The organism is uncultured Gemmiger sp., assembly GCA_944388105.1.
GTDB lineage: Bacteria > Bacillota > Clostridia > Oscillospirales > Ruminococcaceae > Gemmiger.
In genome coordinates this window covers 1-15,647 of record CALXHN010000048.1, presented here as the reverse complement: position 1 = coordinate 15,647, position 15,647 = coordinate 1, and the positions used below count along the sequence as shown (strand labels likewise).

The following is a 15,647-nucleotide window of genomic DNA, read 5'->3' as shown; positions in this document are numbered from 1 at the left end:
TTACGCCCTCTCGCTGACCAGCGCGAACCCTTCCTCCCGCAGCCGGGTCTTGATCTGCTCGATCTGGGCGGCGTCCCGGGTCTCCAGACCCAGTTTGAGGAAGCAGCTGGTGATGGCCATGTTGGTATCGCCCCGGTCGTGGTGGACCGATACGATGTTGGCCCCGCAGGCGGAAACGATATCCGAAACCTTCAGCAGCTGGCCCGGTTTGTCCTCCAGGGCGATCATCAGGCTGGCGGTACGCCCGCTCATGATCAGGCCGCGGGTGATGACCCGGGACAGGATGTTCACGTCGATGTTGCCGCCGGACACCAGGCACACCGTCTTTTTGCCCGCAATGGGCAGCTTGCCGAAGAGGGCCGCGGCCACCGGGGTGGCGCCGGCGCCCTCCGCCACCAGCTTCTGGTTCTCCATCAGGGCCAGGATGGCGGCGGCGATCTCGTCCTCGCTCACCGTGACGATGTCGTCCACATACTTCTGGATCAGTTCAAAGGTTTTCTCGCCCGGGGTCTTGACCGCGATGCCGTCGGCGAAGGTGTCCACCCGGTCCAGGGTCTCGTACACCCCGTCGTGGTAGGCCTGGTACATGCTGGCCGCACCCGCCGCCTGCACGCCGTAGATCTTCACCTCCGGGCGCAGGCTCTTCACCGCCATGGCCACCCCGGCGATCAGGCCGCCGCCCCCGATGGGCACGATGACCGCCTCCACGTCCGGCAGCTGGTCCAGGATCTCCAGCCCGATGCTGCCCTGTCCCGCCATGACCAGCTCATCGTCATAGGGGTGGATGAAGGTCATGCCGGTCTCCTTCTGCAGTTCCACCGCCCGGTCATGGGCGTCATCATAGGTGCCCTTGACCAGTTCCACCCGGGCGCCCAGCCGCTTGGTGCTCTCCACCTTCATAATAGGAGCGCCGTCGGGCATGCACACCACGCTGGGAATGCCCAGCCGGGTAGCCGCCAGCGCCACGCCCTGGGCGTGGTTGCCCGCCGAGCAGGCAATGACCCCGTGGACCCGCTCTTCCTCGCTGAGCTGGCTGATCTTGTAATAGGCGCCCCGCAGTTTGAAGCTGCCGGTGACCTGCAGGTTCTCGGTCTTCAGATACAGTTCACTGTCGCTGTGCAGGCGTTCGGCCGCGATCAGGTCGGTGCGGCGGGCCACATCCCGCAGTACAAAGGCGGCATGATAGATCTTGTCGAGCGTGAGCATGGACGTCCTTCCCTTCCTTGGTTCCTGCCCGCCGCCCCCAAGAGTGCGGGAAAGCGGCCCGGCAGTTGCACCGGGCCGCTTTCCCGTCTCCCCTTTGAGGCGTCGAGCGTATGAGCCTGATTATAGTTGAACACAATTGATTTGTAAAGTGAATTCTATTCACTATGTACACATACGGCGTGCAGACGTACAAAATCCGGTTTTCTTTTTGTGGAACCCGCCCAAAACTGTTTTTGCCCGGTCCCGGGCGGCCTCTTTTTCCCGCCGGCCGCCGGCAGGGGGGATTTTTCCTCCTTTGTGCTTGTACGACAAACCAGCCAAAAAAACTGCCCCATTCTTGTGCTTGTATACACTTTTGCGCCGCCCCGGTTTCGTTTATAATAAGATTGTATACAAGGTCAGGAGGACAGTGTGTTCCTCCTTTCCCATCCGAAAAAACACAGGGAGGTCTTTGCCGCATGGATATCCGTTATTCCTGCAACCAGCGCGATTTTAAGCGTTACACCACCGAAGAGACCCGCAATGAGTTCCTCATCACCGGTCTGTACAAGGCCGACGAGGTCGTGGCCGTTTACTCTCATGTTGACCGCATGGTCACCCTGGGCTGCATGCCCGTGCATGAGACCGTGTCCATCGACAAGGGCATTGATGTCTGGGCCAACTTCGGCACCCATTATTTCCTGGAGCGCCGGGAAGTGGGCATGTTCAACATCGGCGAAGGCGCCGGCGTTGTCACCGCCGACGGCGTGGAATACCCCATGAACTACAAGGACTGCCTGTACATCACCCAGGGCACCAAGGAAGTCACCTTCCGCAGCGTGGACCCCGAAAAGCCGGCCAAGTTCTACATGGTGTCCGCCCCGGCCCACTGCCGCTATGAGACCAGGCTCATCACCATTGAGGAAGCGGCCAAGCGGCCCCTGGGCAGCCTGGAGACCTGCAACAAACGCACCATCAACCAGTTCATCCATCCCAGCGTGCTCAAGACCTGCCAGCTGTCCATGGGCATGACCTGCCTGGAACCCGGCAGCAACTGGAACACCATGCCCAGCCACACCCACGAGCGCCGCATGGAGATCTACACCTACTTTGAGATCCCCGAAGGTCAGGCGGTCTTCCACATGATGGGCGAACCCACCGAGACCCGCCACATCCTGATGCACAACTACGACGCGGTGATCAGCCCGTCCTGGAGCATCCACAGCGGCGTGGGCACGTCCAACTACACCTTCATCTGGGCCATGGGCGGCGAGAACATGGAATTTGACGACATGGACAACATCGCCACCACCGACCTGCGCTGATTCTATCACCCCGGTTCCCGGCGCCGCTGCGCGGTGCCTTGAATACAATGCAACAAACAATGGGAGGTTTTAACATGTCTGTTTGCACTCCGAAATCTTTTGACCTGACCGGCAAGATCGCCCTGATCACCGGCGCTTCCTACGGCATCGGCTTCGCCATCGCCACCGCCATGGCCAACTGCGGCGCCACCATCGTCTTCAACGACATCAAGCAGGAACTGGTGGACAAGGGTCTGGCCGCCTACAAGGAAGCCGGCATCGACGCTCACGGCTACGTCTGCGACGTCACCGACGAGGACGCCGTCAACGCCTTCATCAAGAAGGTCACCGAAGAAGTGGGCCACATCAACATCCTGGTCAACAACGCCGGCATCATCAAGCGCATCCCCATGTGCGAGATGAGCGCTGCCCAGTTCCGTCAGGTCATCGACGTTGACCTGAACGCTCCCTTCATCGTCTCCAAGGCTGTCATCCCCGACATGATCGAGCAGGGCGGCGGCAAGATCATCAACATCTGCTCCATGATGAGCGAGCTGGGCCGTGAGACCGTCTCCGCCTACGCTGCTGCCAAGGGCGGCCTGAAGATGCTGACCAAGAACATCGCTTCCGAGTACGGCGCCTACAACATCCAGTGCAACGGCATCGGACCCGGCTACATCGCCACCCCGCAGACCGCTCCTCTGCGTGAGATCCAGCCCGACGGTTCCCGTCATCCCTTTGACCAGTTCATCGTCTCCAAGACCCCGGCCGGCCGCTGGGGCGAAGCGGAAGACCTGGGCGGCCCCGCCGTCTTCCTGGCTTCCGAAGCTTCCAACTTCGTCAACGGTCTGGTCCTGTACGTGGACGGCGGCATCCTGGCCTACATCGGCAAGCAGCCCGGCTGATCCCGCACACCTTTATCCCTCTGACACAAAAACAGCCGTTCCCCGCCGGGAACGGCTGTTTTTTTATTGCATCCCGCCCAGAATGGTACACACGTCCTCCGGGTCCACCCCGAAGTAATCCACCACATAGTAGCAGCTTGCGGCGGGATAGGTCACCCGGCTGCCCTCTTTCAGGGCGTCGGGGGTCAGGTCGTCGGCGCTGTCCAGCACCACATATTCCTCCATGACCCAGGCGGTCGGGTCCAGGTCCTCCGGCACCGCCCCGCCCGCTTTGACCTCCTGCCAGAGGCGGCAGTCCAGGGCGTACTTCCACACCACCAGCCGGTGCTCCCGGTCCGGGGCGTCGATGGTCACCGAGGCCCACCGGTCCTCCGGGTCGGAATGGCTCTCCACAATGGCATACCCTTCCGGCAGCTGGGCAAAGGTGATGCCGGTCACCGCCGGGGCACTTTCTGCGGGTTCCTCCACCCCCAGGGCAAAGGAATCCCGTCCGGTGCGTTTCAGTTCCAGCCGGGGCCACAGGGCAGCCGCCCCCAGGCTCAGCAGCACCGCGCACACCGCGGCGATGAGCACCACCCGCAGGGCTTTTCCGGGGCGGCGATGCCCCAGCCCCGCCGCGGCCAGCTCCGCCGCGCCCTCCCGGGTGCAGGCGGTCTGCAGCAGGGTTTCAAATTCACGGTCGTTCATGGTATCCCTCCTGTTCCAGCAGCTGCCGCAGCCGTTTCCGGGCCCGGTGGGCCCGCTGGCGCACCGCCCCCTCCCGGATGCCCAGCAGCACGGCGATCTGGGCGGCGGAGCAGCCGTAGGCATATTGCAGCAGCAGCACATCGTGGTCGGCGGCCGTCAGGGCCCGCAGCCCCCGGCGCAAAGCCGCCACCGCTTCGGTCCGCTCGGTCTGTTCGGCGGGGCCGGGAGCCGGGTCGGGCAGGACCGCCCAGCCTTCCTCCGGCAGGGTCAGTTCCCGCCGTCCCCGGCGCAGGTTGCGGGCGGCGTTGCGCACCGTTACCAGCAGCAGCCCCGCCAGCCGGTCCGGGTCCGGGTCCAGCCGTTCCCCCACCCCGGGAGCGTGCAGCCGCAGCCATGCCTCCTGCACCGCGTCCTGGGCCAGGGCCTTGTCCCCGCCCAGCACGGCGGCGGCCACGGCGCAGAGGCGGGCATACCGGGCATGATACACCCGGGCCAGTGTTTCTTCTGCGGATTGCCGGTCCTTTCCGCCAGACAGTCCCATATGCTCCCTCCTTTCCTGTGAGGTCCCTCACTTCCCGTACACCCTGCCCCGCCCTTTTGTGACAGGTTTTTCTTTTTTTATTCCCCGAAACACAAAAAGCCGCTTTCCGGAACCTACGCCCCGGAAAGCGGCTGCTGTTTTTCTGTTTACTTTTCGATTTCCGTGAGGATGCCGCTGTCGGCGATGGCCTGCACCGCCTGCCGGATGACCTCCTCGGTCAGGGTCAGGGCAAAACGGACATACCCTTCCCCCGAAGGCCCGAAGCTGGAACCGGGGGTGCAGATGACCCCGGCCTCCTGGATGAGGGCCATGCAGAAGTCCATGCTGCTGTGCCAGCCCGCGGGCAGGGGCGCCCAGACGAACATGCTGCCGTGGCTGTCCGGCACCGGCCAGCCGATGGACCGCAGCCCGCCGCACAGGGCATCCCGTCGGGCCTGGTAGACGCCGCACTGGGCGCGCACCCCGTCCAGGGGTCCTTCCAGGGCGGCCACGGCGGCCTTCTGGATGGGGGCGAACATGCCGAAGTCGATCTGGGTGCGCAGCTTCTTGCAGGCGGCCACCACGTCCGGCCGCCCCACCAGGAAGCTGATGCGGGCGCCGGTGACATTGAAGCTCTTGCTCAGGGAGAAGAACTCCACCGCCACCTCCTCGGCGCCGGGGGTGTTGAAGACGCTGTGGCCCACCGCGCCGTCAAAGATGATGTCGCTGTAGGCGTTGTCGTGCACCAGCAAAATGTTGTAGGTGCGGCAGAAATCCACGATCTCTTTGTACAGTTCCGGGGTGCCGATGCTGCCCACCGGGTTGGCGGGCAGAGAGACGATCATCAGCTTGGCCTTGCGGGCCACCTCTTCCGGGATGCTGTGCACGTCGGGCAGGAAGTTGTTTTCCGCCGTCAGGTGGTAGAACCAGGGCACGCCCCCGCCCAGCCGCATGCCGGTCATGAAGACGGGGTAGCAGGGGTCGGGCAGCAGCACGGTGTCCCCCTCGTTGAGCAGGGCCAGACCCAGGTGGCCGATGCCGTCCTGGCTGCCGGAAAAGCTCATCACCTTGTCCGGCGTGATGCCCTTGACCCCGAACCGGCGCTCATAGTAATGGCCCACGGCCTCCAGCATCTCGGGCAGGTCCCGCAGGGTGTACTTCCAGTTTTCGTCCTGGGCGGCGGCGTCCAGCAGCGCCTGCTTGATGTGGGGCGCGGGCGGAAAATCCGGTGTGCCCACCGAAAGATTGTACAGCGTGCGCCCTTCGGCTTCCAGGGCGATCTTCTTGTCGTTCAGTGCCGCAAAGATCTCCGGTCCGAACAGGTCCAGCCGCTTTGAAAATTCCATGGCTCCCATGGGTAAAAGCCCCCTCATTGCCTTTTTCAGGAAATTTTTGTCGGTTGTTTTATTGTAGCACTCTCCTCCCCGCCATGCAAGGGCGGCGGGTAGGCAGGGGCGGGCATCCGTGGTATAATAAGGTACAATTCCAAAAATGGGGAGGTGTCTGCCGTGGTACAGGCGATTCTTTTGGGCAGCGGGGCCACAAGGCCGCTGCCCGACCGGGCACTGGCGGCCTTGTGGCTGCAGACGGCCGGCCGGGGGCTGCTGTTCGATTGCGGGGAGGGCACCCAGGTGTCGGCCCAGCGGTACGGGGCGAGCCTGTACAAACTGGACACCCTGCTGCTCACCCACTACCACGGGGACCATCTCTTCGGCCTGCCGGGGCTGCTGCAATCCATGGCGGCCCTGGGCCGCGCCGACCCGGTGACGGTGGCCGGCCCCCCGGGGCTGGATACCATTCTGGACGCGGTGCTGACCCTGGCAGGGCCGCTGCCCTTTGCCATCCGCCGTCATACCTTTGCGGAAGGCCGGGGCACCCTGGCCCTGTGCGGCGGGGCGAGCATCACCGCCTTTCCCGCCCTGCACCGGGTGCCCTGCTGCTCCTACCTGTATACCTTGCCCCGGGCCGGACGGTTTGACCCCGGCAAGGCCCGGGCCCTGGGCATTCCGGTGGCTCTCTGGCGGACCTTGCAGGCGGGCTGCCCCGCCGGGGGCTTCACCCCCGACCAGGTGCTGGGCCCCGCCCGCCGGGGACTGCGCATCCTCTATGCCACCGACACCGGCCCCACCGAGGAACTGTGCCGTCAGGCCGGGGGGGTGGACCTGCTCTGCATGGACGCCACCTACGCCGACGACGCCGACGCCCCCAAAGCGCGGCTGTACGGCCATGCCACCTGCGCCGAGGCCGGGACCCTGGCGGCACAGGCCGGCGTGCGGCGGCTGTGGCTGACCCATTACAGCGCCGCCGTCACCGACCCGGAACCGGGTCTGGCCGCCGCCCGGGCCCGTTTTCCCGGTGCGGAGGCGGGGTTCGACGGCAAGGCCCTGACCCTCACCTTTGAAGACCCCGGAAAGGACATTCCATGAAAGCTTCCACCAGGCAAAACCTGATTTTTCTGGCCGTGGTGCTGGCCGTCATCGGCGGGCTGCTGTTCTGGCGGTACACCGCCCGACAGTCCGGCGGCGCCGGCACCGAAGCCGTGCTCCAGTACGGTGACCCCGCCCGGGAGATGCGCATTCCCCTGGACAAGGACGCCACCTATGACGTGGACACCGGATTTTACACCATTCATCTGCAGGTACGGGACGGGGGCATCGCTTTTGTGGACAGCCCCTGCCCCGACCATCTGTGCGAAGGGTTCGGCACCCTGCGCAGGGTGGGGGACTGGGCGGCCTGTCTGCCCGCCCGGGCCAGCCTGACCATCGTTGACTGACCGCAAACAGAAAGGACCAACCATGAACGCCACCTACAAACAAGTGACCAAAGCCCGCTACATCCGCCAGGTCAGCGACCTGGCCCGGGAGATCTTTGTACAGCATTACACCAAACTGACCCCCAAGGTCGCGGCCCAGCTGGCCGAGGCCTGGCAGAACGAGGACCTAACCGACGATGAGGTCCACTGCGGGGCGGTGAACTACTTCCTCATCTATCTGGGCAGCGAGGCGGTGGGCTATTTTGCCCTGGACCTGCGCCCGGTGGGGGCGGTGTGCATCAGCCGGCTGTTTCTGCTGGAAAAAGCCCGGGGCCGGGGCATCGGCCGGGGCGTGGTGGCCTACGCCCAGAAGCTGGCCGAGGGCGACGGCCGCAGCCGGCTGTATATGCAGGTATGGGCCAAAGACCTGAAGGCCGAGGGCTTCTGCAAACGGTGCCGGTTCCGTCCCGCCGGGGTGGAACCGGTGGAGGTACTGCCCGGGGTGACCCTGGACATCAAGACATGGGAGAAACTGTGGCGATGAAATTTCTGCATCTTGGGGACCTGCACCTGGGCAAGCGGGTGAACGGGTTCGATTTTCTGGAGGACCAGCGCTATATCCTGGCCCAGATCCTGGACCTGTGCGGGGCGCAGGGCGTGGAGGCGGTGGTGCTGGCGGGGGACATCTATGACGCCGCCCTGCCCCCTGCCGGCGCCGTGACCCTGCTGGACTGGTTCCTGACCGAACTGACCGACAGAAACATCCAGGTGCTGGCGGTGTCCGGCAACCACGACAGCCCCGACCGCCTGGATTACGCTTCCGCCCTGCTGGCCCGCCAGGGCGTGCACATTGCGGGACGATTCACCGGGAAGGTGCGGATCGCCGCGCTTTCCGGGGATGTCCCGGTGGAATTCTGCCTGCTGCCCTTTTTGCGTCCGGCCACCGTGCGCCATTACCTGCCGGACGAGGGCATCGTCAACCAGGACACCGCCGTGGCCGCCGCGCTGGCCACCCTGCCGCCCCGGCGCGACGGGGTCAGCCGGGTGCTGGTGGCGCACCAGACGGTCCTGGGCTGGGGCAGCGTGCCCCAGTGTGCGGGCAGCGAGAGCATTGCCGCCGAGATGAGCGGTGCGGATGTGAACATCGGCACCCTGGACGCGGTGAGCGCCGCCCGCTTTACCGAGAACGGCGGCTTCGACTATGTGGCCCTGGGCCACATCCACCGGCCCCAGACCGCCGGGGCGCCGAACATCCGGTATGCCGGGGCGCCCCTGTGCTACAGCCTGGACGAGGCCGGTGCTCAGAAGAGCGCCGTGCTGGTGACCTTGACCCCTGCCGGGGCCGAGACCGAACTGCTGCCCCTGCAGCCCCTGCGGGCCATGCGCCATCTGACCGGGCCTCTGGCCGAGCTCACCGACCCCGCCCGGGTCACCGACCCGGAGGACTACATCTGGGCCACCCTCACCGACGACACCCCCCAGCCCGACGCCATGGCGGTGCTGCGGGCGGCCTATCCCAACGCCATGCGGCTGGACTACGCCCCCCGGGGCGCCGCCCCGGACTGGCAGGCCGAGACCGCCGTGACGGTGCGCCGCAAGAGCTTTGAGGAGCTGTTCAGCGACTTTTTTGAACAGATGAACGGCCGATCCCTCACCGAGGAGGAGCGCCACATCCTGAACGAGATGCGAGAGGAGGGACCCCTGTGAAACCGCTGCGTCTGACCCTGTGCGCCTTCGGTCCCTACGCGGGGCGCACCACCCTGGACCTGACCGGATTCGGGTCCGGGGGCCTGTTCCTCATCAGCGGGGACACCGGCGCGGGCAAGACCGCCCTGTTTGACGCCATCACCTACGCCCTGTACGGGGAGACCACCGGCGCCTACCGCTCCCCGGAAATGCTGCACAGCGATTTTGCCGACCCCAAAGAGGAGACCTTTGTGGAGCTGACCTTCTCCCACCGGGGCCGGACCTACACCGTGACCCGTTCCCCCGAACAGACCCGCAGGAAGCAGCGGGGAGAGGGCTTCACCACCGTTCCCGCCCGGGCCAGCCTGGTGCGCCAACCGGAAGAACCGGTGACCGGCACCCGGGCGGTGACCGGCGCCGTCTGCACCCTGCTGGGCATCGACGCCCGACAGTTTGCCCAGATCTCCATGATCGCCCAGAACGACTTTGCCCGCCTGCTCAACGCCTCCAGCGCCGAGCGGGCCGACATTCTGCGCCAGGTGTTTGACACCGGTGCGTACCAGAAACTGGGCATCAACATCCGCAACCGGGCCGCCGAGGCCGCCCGGCTCGCCGCAAACGCCGGCGACATGGTCCTTGCCCAGCTGAACCGGCTGGAGCCGGTGCCCGGAGCGCCGGAAAATGACGCCATCCGCGACATTATCAACGAGTTCGACCCGTACAAAGCGGTGGGAATCCCGCCCCTGGTCCGGGCGGAGATCGCCGCCGACGAGGCAGCCTGCCGCACCGGGGAAAAGACCCTGGCCCAGCGGGATGCCGCCGTAACCGCAGCCGCCGCCCGGGCCGAGGCCACCCGTCAGGCCGCCGCCCTGCGGGGCCGGCTGCAGGCCGCCGAGAAGGAGGCCGACCAGCTGCGGGCCCAGGCCCCCGCCCTGCGGGCGGACTGGGACAAGACCGAAGCCCGCCGTCCGGAGCTGGAGACCCTGGGGGCACGCCTGTCCGCCCTGGACGAGCTGGTGCCCAAATACGAGGCTCTTTCCGCCGCCGGGACCGCGGCCCTGACCGCACAAAAGAGTCTTGCCGCCGCCCGGACCGCCGAAGCCAAAGCCCGTCAGGCCGTCCAGACCTGGGAGCAGCGCAGGGCCGACACCGACAAGGCCCTGGCCGCCTGCGGGGAGCCGGAGGCAGAGGTGGCCCGCCAGGAAGCCCTGGAACAGACCGCCGAAGGCCTGCGCCGGGACTGTGATGCCCTGCTCACCGACTGGAACGTGTGGCAGCGGGCGGAGACCGAGTACACCGACCGGCAGACCGTCTATCTGGCCAAGCAGCGCACCGCCGACGAGACCGCCGCCCGCAGCGCCGACCTGCAGCGGCAGCTCAACGCCGCCCGGGCCGGCCTGCTGGCCCAGACCCTGCAGGAGGGCGCCCCCTGCCCCGTCTGCGGCGCCACCCATCACCCGGCCCCCGCCGCCCTGGACCCCGGCCATGTGACCGAGGCTGACTGTGAAGAGGCCGCCGCCGTGGCCGCCCGGGCCGCCCGCACCGCCGCCGACGCCAGCGTCAAGGCCGGACAGGCCGCCGCCCGCTGCAAGGTGCTGCGGGAAAATCTGTACAAAAGTGCCCACGACTTTTTTGGCAAACGGCACAAATTCTACGCCGGGGCCCCCGCCGCCCAGCTGGATGCTGCCGGCCTGCGGGCGGCTTTGTCCGACCAGTCCGCAGCCCTGGAACGGGGGCTGGCCCAGGTGCGGGCCGCCCTGCAGCAGGCCCGGACCCGGGCGGCCCGCCGCGCCCAGCTGACCCGGCAGGCTGCCGCCCTGCAGACCCAGGGGCCGGAGCTGAACGCCGCCCTGACGGCAGCCCAGGCGGCCGCGGCCCGGGCCCAGGCGGACCTGGCGGCCGCCGAAGCCCGCCAGGAGGAGCTGCGCAAGGGCCTGCCCTACCCGGACCGGAAGGCCCTGACCCAGGAGCGCCGCCGGGTGGCCGGGGAGCGGGACGCCCTGAGCGCCGCCCTGAACACCGCCGGCCAGCAGCGCGCCGCCTTTGAGGCCCGCCTCAGCGAGGCCCAGGGCAGGGCCGGCGCCCTGAAAAAGGAGGCCGCTTCCGCCCAGGCGGCCCCCGACCCGGCAGCCGCCCAGGCCGAGCTGGAAAAGGTCCAGGCCGCCCGGGACGAACTGCGCCGCACCCTGCAGGTCACCACCCACCGGCTGGCCACCAACCGGGACGGTCTGGCCGCCCTGGAAAAGGCCCTGGCCGAGGCAGAGACCGCCCGGGCCCGCAGCGCCATGCTGGACAACCTCTCCCGCACCATCAACGGCAACCTGGCCGGCAAGCCCAAACTGCCCTTTGAGCAGTATGTGCAGGCCTTCTACTTTGACGGGGTGGTGGCCGCCGCCAACCGGCGGTTCAGCCGCATGACCGGCGGCCAGTACCGCCTTTTGCGGCACAGCGGCGGCAGCATCGCCGCCAAGACCGCCCTGGACCTGGATGTTTTCGACGCCTACACCGGCAAAAGCCGTCCGGTGGGCAGCCTTTCGGGCGGGGAGAGCTTCCTGGCCTCCCTGAGTCTGGCCCTGGGCATCAGCGACACCATCCAGCAGAACGCCGGCGGTGTGCAGGTGGATACCCTCTTCGTGGACGAAGGCTTCGGCACCCTGGACTCCGAGGCCCTGGAAAAAGCCATCGAGACCCTCACCGCTCTGGCCGGTTCGGACAAGCTGGTGGGCATCATCAGCCATGTGGAATCCCTGCAGGACCGGGTGCGCCGCAAGATCCTGGTGCACAAGACCCGCCAGGGCAGCTGCGTGGAAGTCCTCACCGATTGACCCCAAAGGAGGGTTTGTATGTCCCAATCCCTTTTGCAGGCGCAGCTGGAAGCCTGTGCCCGGGCCGCCTATCCCCTGCACATGCCGGGGCACAAGCGCCGGTGCGCCCCTGCCCCGGGGCTTTCCTGCGCGGCCTGGGACACCACCGAGGTCCCCGGCACCGACGACCTGCACGACGCCGACGGCATCCTGGCCCAGGCCATGGCCCGGGCCGCCGCCCTGTGGGGGTCCCGCCGCTGCTGGTTCCTGGTAGGCGGCAGCACCTGCGGGCTGCTGGCGGCCATCCGGGCTGCCGCTTCCTGGGGCAGCGAGATCCTCTGCGCCCGCAACTGCCACAAATCCGTCTACCACGCCATCGAGCTGTGCGGGCTGCGGCCGGTCTGGCTCACCCCGCCGGTGGACCGGGCCTTCGGGGTGTACGGCAGCCTCTCCCCCGCCACGGTGGCGGACGCCCTGGCCGCCCACCCCGGTGCGGCCTGCGTGGTGCTCACCAGCCCCACCTATGAGGGGGTCCTCAGCGACATAGCCGCCATTGCGGACCTCTGCCATGACCGGGGCATCCCCCTGGTGGTGGACGAGGCCCACGGCGCCCACTACCTGCCCGCCGCCGCGGAATACGGCTGGCAGGGCGGGGCGGTGGCGGCGGGGGCGGACCTGGTGGTCCAGAGCGCCCACAAGACCCTGCCCAGCCTGACCCAGACCGCCCTTTTGCAGCTGAACGGCACCCGCATCGACCCCGACGAGGTGGAGCGGCAGCTGGATGTGTTCGAGACCAGCTCCCCTTCCTATCCCCTGATGGTCAGCCTGGACGGCTGCGTTACCCAGATGGCACAGGAGGCCCCCGCCCTCTTTGCCCCATGGCGGGAACGGCTGGACCGGTTTTCCGCCGCCGCGGCGTCCCTGAAGCACCTGCGGGTGCTCTGCCACGGCACCGACACCCTGGCCGCCCACCCCGGCTTTTTTGCCCATGACAGCGGCAAAATCCTCGTGAACGGGGCCGCCGCCGGACTGACCGGCGGGGAGATGGCCCGGATCCTGCGGACCGCCTACGGCTTTGAGACCGAGATGGCCTGCGGCTATAACCTGCTGGCCATGACCAGCGTCTGCGACGCCCCGGATGCCCTGGACCGTCTGGCCCGGGCCCTGCTGGCCCTGGACGCCCGGGCCGTTCCCGCCCCGGCGCCCGAGTCCCCGGGCCTCTGCCCGCCGGGGGAGGCCGTCTGCACCATTGCCCAGGCGGTGCGCCTGCCCCGCCGGGAACAGCCCCTGGCCGAAGCCGAAGGCGCCGTGGCCGCCGAGTACGTCTGGGCTTACCCGCCGGGGGTGCCCCTGATCGCCCCCGGGGAGCGGGTGACCCCGGCCTTTGTTTCTGCCTGCGCTGCCCTGGAAGAAGCCGGCACCGCCCTGCACCACACCGTGGCCAGAACACCGGGCACGCTGGCCGTCTGCCACCCCGCCAAGCCTTGACAACCCTGCGGCGCCCGTGTACAATAAAACCATACCAATATAAAAGGGGTGACTGTTTTATGAAGCACATCCAGACTCTGAACACCCGTGACATGGCCAAGAGCCTGCAGAACGGCGGTTGCGGCGAGTGCCAGACTTCCTGCCAGAGCGCCTGCAAGACCAGCTGCGGCATTGCCAACCAGCCCTGCGAAAAGAAGTAATCTTTTTTCTGGCTTGTCTGCCGGGACATCCCCCTGCTTTCGCGCGGGGTTGTTCCGGCATTTTGTTTGCACACACGCACTTTGCGTTTTTGAAAAAGAGTAAGGGGTTTCCAATGATCCATCAGTACAAATTGAACGGCTACAACATCGTGGTGGACGTGTACAGCGGCAGCGTGCACGCGGTGGACGACGTGGCCTACGACGCCATCGCCCTTGTGGACGCCGGGGTTGCCCGGGACGCAGCCATCGAACAGCTGGCCGCCAAGTATGCGGACCACCCGGAAGTGACCCGGGAAGACATCCAGGACTGCTTTGCGGACATCGATGAGCTCACCGCCGCCGGACAGCTGTTCGCCCCGGACATCTACGCCGACCACGCCTTTGACTTCAAGAACCGGTCCACGGTGGTCAAGGCCCTGTGCCTGCATGTGGCCCACACCTGCAACCTGAACTGCGAGTACTGCTTTGCGGCCCAGGGCAAGTTCCACGGCGAGGCGGGTCTCATGAGCTTTGAGACCGGCAAGCGGGCGCTGGATTTCCTCATCGAGCATTCCGGCACCCGCCACAACCTGGAAGTGGACTTTTTCGGCGGCGAACCGCTGATGAACTTTGAAGTCTGCAAGCAGCTGGTGGCCTACGCCCGCAGCATCGAGAAGGAAAAGGGCAAGAATTTCCGCTTCACCCTGACCACCAACGGCATCGGCATCACCGACGAGGTCATCGAGTGGGCCAACAAGGAATGCTACAATGTGGTTTTGTCCCTGGACGGCCGCAAGGAGGTCAACGACCGGTTCCGCAAGGACCTGGCGGGCAACGGCAGCTACGACCGCATCGTGCCCAAGTTCCAGAAGCTGGTCAAGGCCCGGGGCGGCAAGGGCTATTACATGCGGGGCACCTTCACCCACTACAACACCGACTTCACCAACGATCTGTTCCACATGGCCGACGATCTGGGCTTTGCGGAGCTGTCCATGGAGCCGGTGGTGGCCAAGCCCGGTGACCCGGAAGCCCTGACCGAGGCCGACCTGCCGGTGCTGTTTGACCAGTACGAGCTGCTGGCCAAGGACATGCTCCGCCGGGAGAAGGCGGGCAAGCCCATCACCTTCTACCATTACATCCTGGACCTGGAGCACGGCCCCTGCATCTACAAGCGGATCTCCGGCTGCGGGTCCGGCACCGAGTACATGGCCGTGACCCCCTGGGGCGACCTGTACCCCTGCCACCAGTTCGTGGGCGACCCGGCCTACAAGCTGGGCGACATCTGGAACGGGGTGACCAACACCGCTTTGCGGGATGAGTTCAAGATGTGCAACGTCTATGCCCGCCCGGACTGCAAGGATTGCTGGGCCCGTCTGTACTGCGCCGGCGGCTGTGCCGCCAACGCCCTGCACGCCACCGGGGACATCCACGGGGTGTATGAGTACGGCTGCCAGGTCTTCCGCAAGCGCATCGAGTGCGCGCTGATGATCAAGGTGGCGGAGAGCCTGGACCCCGAGCTGGCCAAGAATGCCGCCCCGGCGCCTGCCCAGGACGACTGCGACGGCTGCAGCAGCTGTGCGGACTGATTTCCAAACAAAAAAGAGGTTTCCCCCTGGTTTATGAGGGGAACCTCTTTTTTTGTTTGCTGTTTTCGGGAAGATGGTGTTCCTTGCCGGGGGAACGGCATCTTGCCGTTTAGTCCTTCCTTTTCGTGCCCGAAAAGGAAGCGAAAAGGGCCCGCCGTTCCGATGCGGCGGCCGCCGGCTGGGGCTGCGGCTTTTTGCCTGAGCAGCTATGCTGCGAAATCGTGCGAAGCACGATGCAAAAAACAACGCGCAGCGTTGGTTCCGAAATTGGCTGGCCGCGAAAAGCGGCCGATGGTCAGGGTAAGAAACCTTGCTCCATTGAGATGCGTCCACCGCCTCGAAACGGTGGCGGTTTTTCGGTTCCTTTTTGACGCCAAAAAGGAACAACTCTCCCGCAAGCTCCCGCTTGCCAAAAAAAGAACGTCTCCCCCGCAAGCACCCGCTTGCCGGAACCCGGCAGCCTCCTGTCTGCCAAAAAAAGCAAAGCCCCCGGCATCACTGCCAGGGACTAATAAGATTTATTTGCTTCTTGCCAGCGCCGGCCGCAGACG

At 66.2% G+C, this 15,647-nt stretch carries 15 protein-coding genes; 11 read left to right on the top strand and 4 right to left on the bottom strand.

What is annotated here, in order from left to right; genetic code table 11:
- Positions 1 to 1,206 (bottom strand): threonine ammonia-lyase, encoded by a 1,206-nt coding sequence (gene ilvA / locus Q0K17_RS06925; protein ID WP_294541294.1) that lies wholly within the window; start codon positions 1,204 to 1,206, stop codon positions 1 to 3.
- Between the two features lie 458 nt (positions 1,207 to 1,664).
- On the opposite strand from ilvA, the gene kduI reads away from it, so the two are divergent.
- Positions 1,665 to 2,510 carry a 5-dehydro-4-deoxy-D-glucuronate isomerase gene (gene kduI / locus Q0K17_RS06920; RefSeq protein WP_294541292.1) on the top strand — a complete coding sequence of 282 codons (846 nt, stop codon included), beginning with the start codon at positions 1,665 to 1,667 and terminating at the stop codon, positions 2,508 to 2,510.
- A 74-nt stretch (positions 2,511 to 2,584) separates the two neighbouring features.
- On the top strand, positions 2,585 to 3,394 hold the full coding sequence (locus tag Q0K17_RS06915; RefSeq protein WP_294541291.1) for a gluconate 5-dehydrogenase: 810 nt from the start codon (positions 2,585 to 2,587) through the stop codon (positions 3,392 to 3,394).
- A gap of 63 nt (positions 3,395 to 3,457) precedes the next feature.
- On the opposite strand, the gene Q0K17_RS06910 is transcribed toward Q0K17_RS06915, so the two are convergent.
- The 3 genes from Q0K17_RS06910 to Q0K17_RS06900 all read right to left on the bottom strand — a co-directional run bounded on the left by Q0K17_RS06910 (position 3,458) and on the right by Q0K17_RS06900 (position 5,947).
- Positions 3,458 to 4,081: a hypothetical protein gene (locus Q0K17_RS06910; protein WP_294541289.1), complete on the bottom strand. Its 624-nt coding sequence runs from the start codon at positions 4,079 to 4,081 to the stop codon at positions 3,458 to 3,460.
- A complete protein-coding gene (locus tag Q0K17_RS06905; RefSeq protein ID WP_294541287.1) occupies positions 4,068 to 4,622 on the bottom strand; it encodes a sigma-70 family RNA polymerase sigma factor in 555 nt (184 codons plus the stop codon). Before Q0K17_RS06905 ends, Q0K17_RS06910 begins: the two co-directional genes overlap by 14 nt.
- Before the next feature lie 146 nt (positions 4,623 to 4,768).
- Complete coding sequence (locus Q0K17_RS06900; RefSeq protein WP_294541285.1) at positions 4,769 to 5,947, bottom strand: aminotransferase class I/II-fold pyridoxal phosphate-dependent enzyme; 1,179 nt, start codon at positions 5,945 to 5,947, stop codon at positions 4,769 to 4,771.
- Between the two features lie 162 nt (positions 5,948 to 6,109).
- On the opposite strand from Q0K17_RS06900, the gene Q0K17_RS06895 reads away from it, so the two are divergent.
- From Q0K17_RS06895 to Q0K17_RS06855, 9 genes are all read left to right on the top strand, one after another.
- The gene (locus Q0K17_RS06895) at positions 6,110 to 7,027 is read left to right on the top strand and encodes a ribonuclease Z (RefSeq protein ID WP_294541283.1); all 918 of its coding nucleotides are present in this window, start codon (positions 6,110 to 6,112) and stop codon (positions 7,025 to 7,027) included.
- Positions 7,024 to 7,374: a NusG domain II-containing protein gene (locus Q0K17_RS06890; protein ID WP_294541281.1), complete on the top strand. Its 351-nt coding sequence runs from the start codon at positions 7,024 to 7,026 to the stop codon at positions 7,372 to 7,374. The genes Q0K17_RS06895 and Q0K17_RS06890 overlap by 4 nt, the downstream gene beginning before the upstream one ends.
- 22 nt (positions 7,375 to 7,396) lie before the next feature.
- A complete protein-coding gene (locus Q0K17_RS06885) occupies positions 7,397 to 7,897 on the top strand; it encodes a GNAT family N-acetyltransferase (RefSeq protein WP_294541279.1) in 501 nt (166 codons plus the stop codon).
- Positions 7,894 to 9,060, top strand: a complete 1,167-nt coding sequence (locus Q0K17_RS06880) for an exonuclease SbcCD subunit D (RefSeq protein ID WP_294541277.1) — start codon at positions 7,894 to 7,896, stop codon at positions 9,058 to 9,060. The genes Q0K17_RS06885 and Q0K17_RS06880 overlap by 4 nt, the downstream gene beginning before the upstream one ends.
- Complete coding sequence (locus tag Q0K17_RS06875; protein ID WP_294541275.1) at positions 9,057 to 11,864, top strand: SMC family ATPase; 2,808 nt, start codon at positions 9,057 to 9,059, stop codon at positions 11,862 to 11,864. Before Q0K17_RS06880 ends, Q0K17_RS06875 begins: the two co-directional genes overlap by 4 nt.
- Positions 11,865 to 11,882: 18 nt before the next feature.
- Positions 11,883 to 13,331: a beta-eliminating lyase-related protein gene (locus Q0K17_RS06870; RefSeq protein WP_294541273.1), complete on the top strand. Its 1,449-nt coding sequence runs from the start codon at positions 11,883 to 11,885 to the stop codon at positions 13,329 to 13,331.
- Positions 13,332 to 13,390: 59 nt separating this feature from the next.
- Entirely contained in the window at positions 13,391 to 13,531 is a 141-nt protein-coding gene (gene scfA / locus Q0K17_RS06865) for a six-cysteine ranthipeptide SCIFF (RefSeq protein ID WP_114000791.1), read from the top strand.
- A 113-nt stretch (positions 13,532 to 13,644) separates the two neighbouring features.
- Entirely contained in the window at positions 13,645 to 15,096 is a 1,452-nt protein-coding gene (gene scfB, locus Q0K17_RS06860) for a thioether cross-link-forming SCIFF peptide maturase (protein WP_294541269.1), read from the top strand.
- A gap of 267 nt (positions 15,097 to 15,363) precedes the next feature.
- A partial coding sequence (locus tag Q0K17_RS06855; protein WP_294541267.1) for a hypothetical protein occupies positions 15,364 to 15,647 on the top strand: 284 nt, incomplete at its 3' end.

Excerpts from the sequence above, each read along its gene's own strand:
- ilvA (WP_294541294.1), bottom strand. The coding sequence starts at position 1,206 with ATGCTCACGCTCGACAAGATCTATCATGCCGCCTTTGTACTGCGGGAT.
- kduI (WP_294541292.1), top strand. The coding sequence starts at position 1,665 with ATGGATATCCGTTATTCCTGCAACCAGCGCGATTTTAAGCGTTACACC.
- Q0K17_RS06915 (WP_294541291.1), top strand. The coding sequence starts at position 2,585 with ATGTCTGTTTGCACTCCGAAATCTTTTGACCTGACCGGCAAGATCGCC.
- Q0K17_RS06910 (WP_294541289.1), bottom strand. The coding sequence starts at position 4,081 with ATGAACGACCGTGAATTTGAAACCCTGCTGCAGACCGCCTGCACCCGG.
- Q0K17_RS06905 (WP_294541287.1), bottom strand. The coding sequence starts at position 4,622 with ATGGGACTGTCTGGCGGAAAGGACCGGCAATCCGCAGAAGAAACACTG.
- Q0K17_RS06900 (WP_294541285.1), bottom strand. The coding sequence starts at position 5,947 with ATGGAATTTTCAAAGCGGCTGGACCTGTTCGGACCGGAGATCTTTGCG.
- Q0K17_RS06890 (WP_294541281.1), top strand. The coding sequence starts at position 7,024 with ATGAAAGCTTCCACCAGGCAAAACCTGATTTTTCTGGCCGTGGTGCTG.
- Q0K17_RS06885 (WP_294541279.1), top strand. The coding sequence starts at position 7,397 with ATGAACGCCACCTACAAACAAGTGACCAAAGCCCGCTACATCCGCCAG.
- Q0K17_RS06880 (WP_294541277.1), top strand. The coding sequence starts at position 7,894 with ATGAAATTTCTGCATCTTGGGGACCTGCACCTGGGCAAGCGGGTGAAC.
- Q0K17_RS06870 (WP_294541273.1), top strand. The coding sequence starts at position 11,883 with ATGTCCCAATCCCTTTTGCAGGCGCAGCTGGAAGCCTGTGCCCGGGCC.
- scfA (WP_114000791.1), top strand. The coding sequence starts at position 13,391 with ATGAAGCACATCCAGACTCTGAACACCCGTGACATGGCCAAGAGCCTG.
- scfB (WP_294541269.1), top strand. The coding sequence starts at position 13,645 with ATGATCCATCAGTACAAATTGAACGGCTACAACATCGTGGTGGACGTG.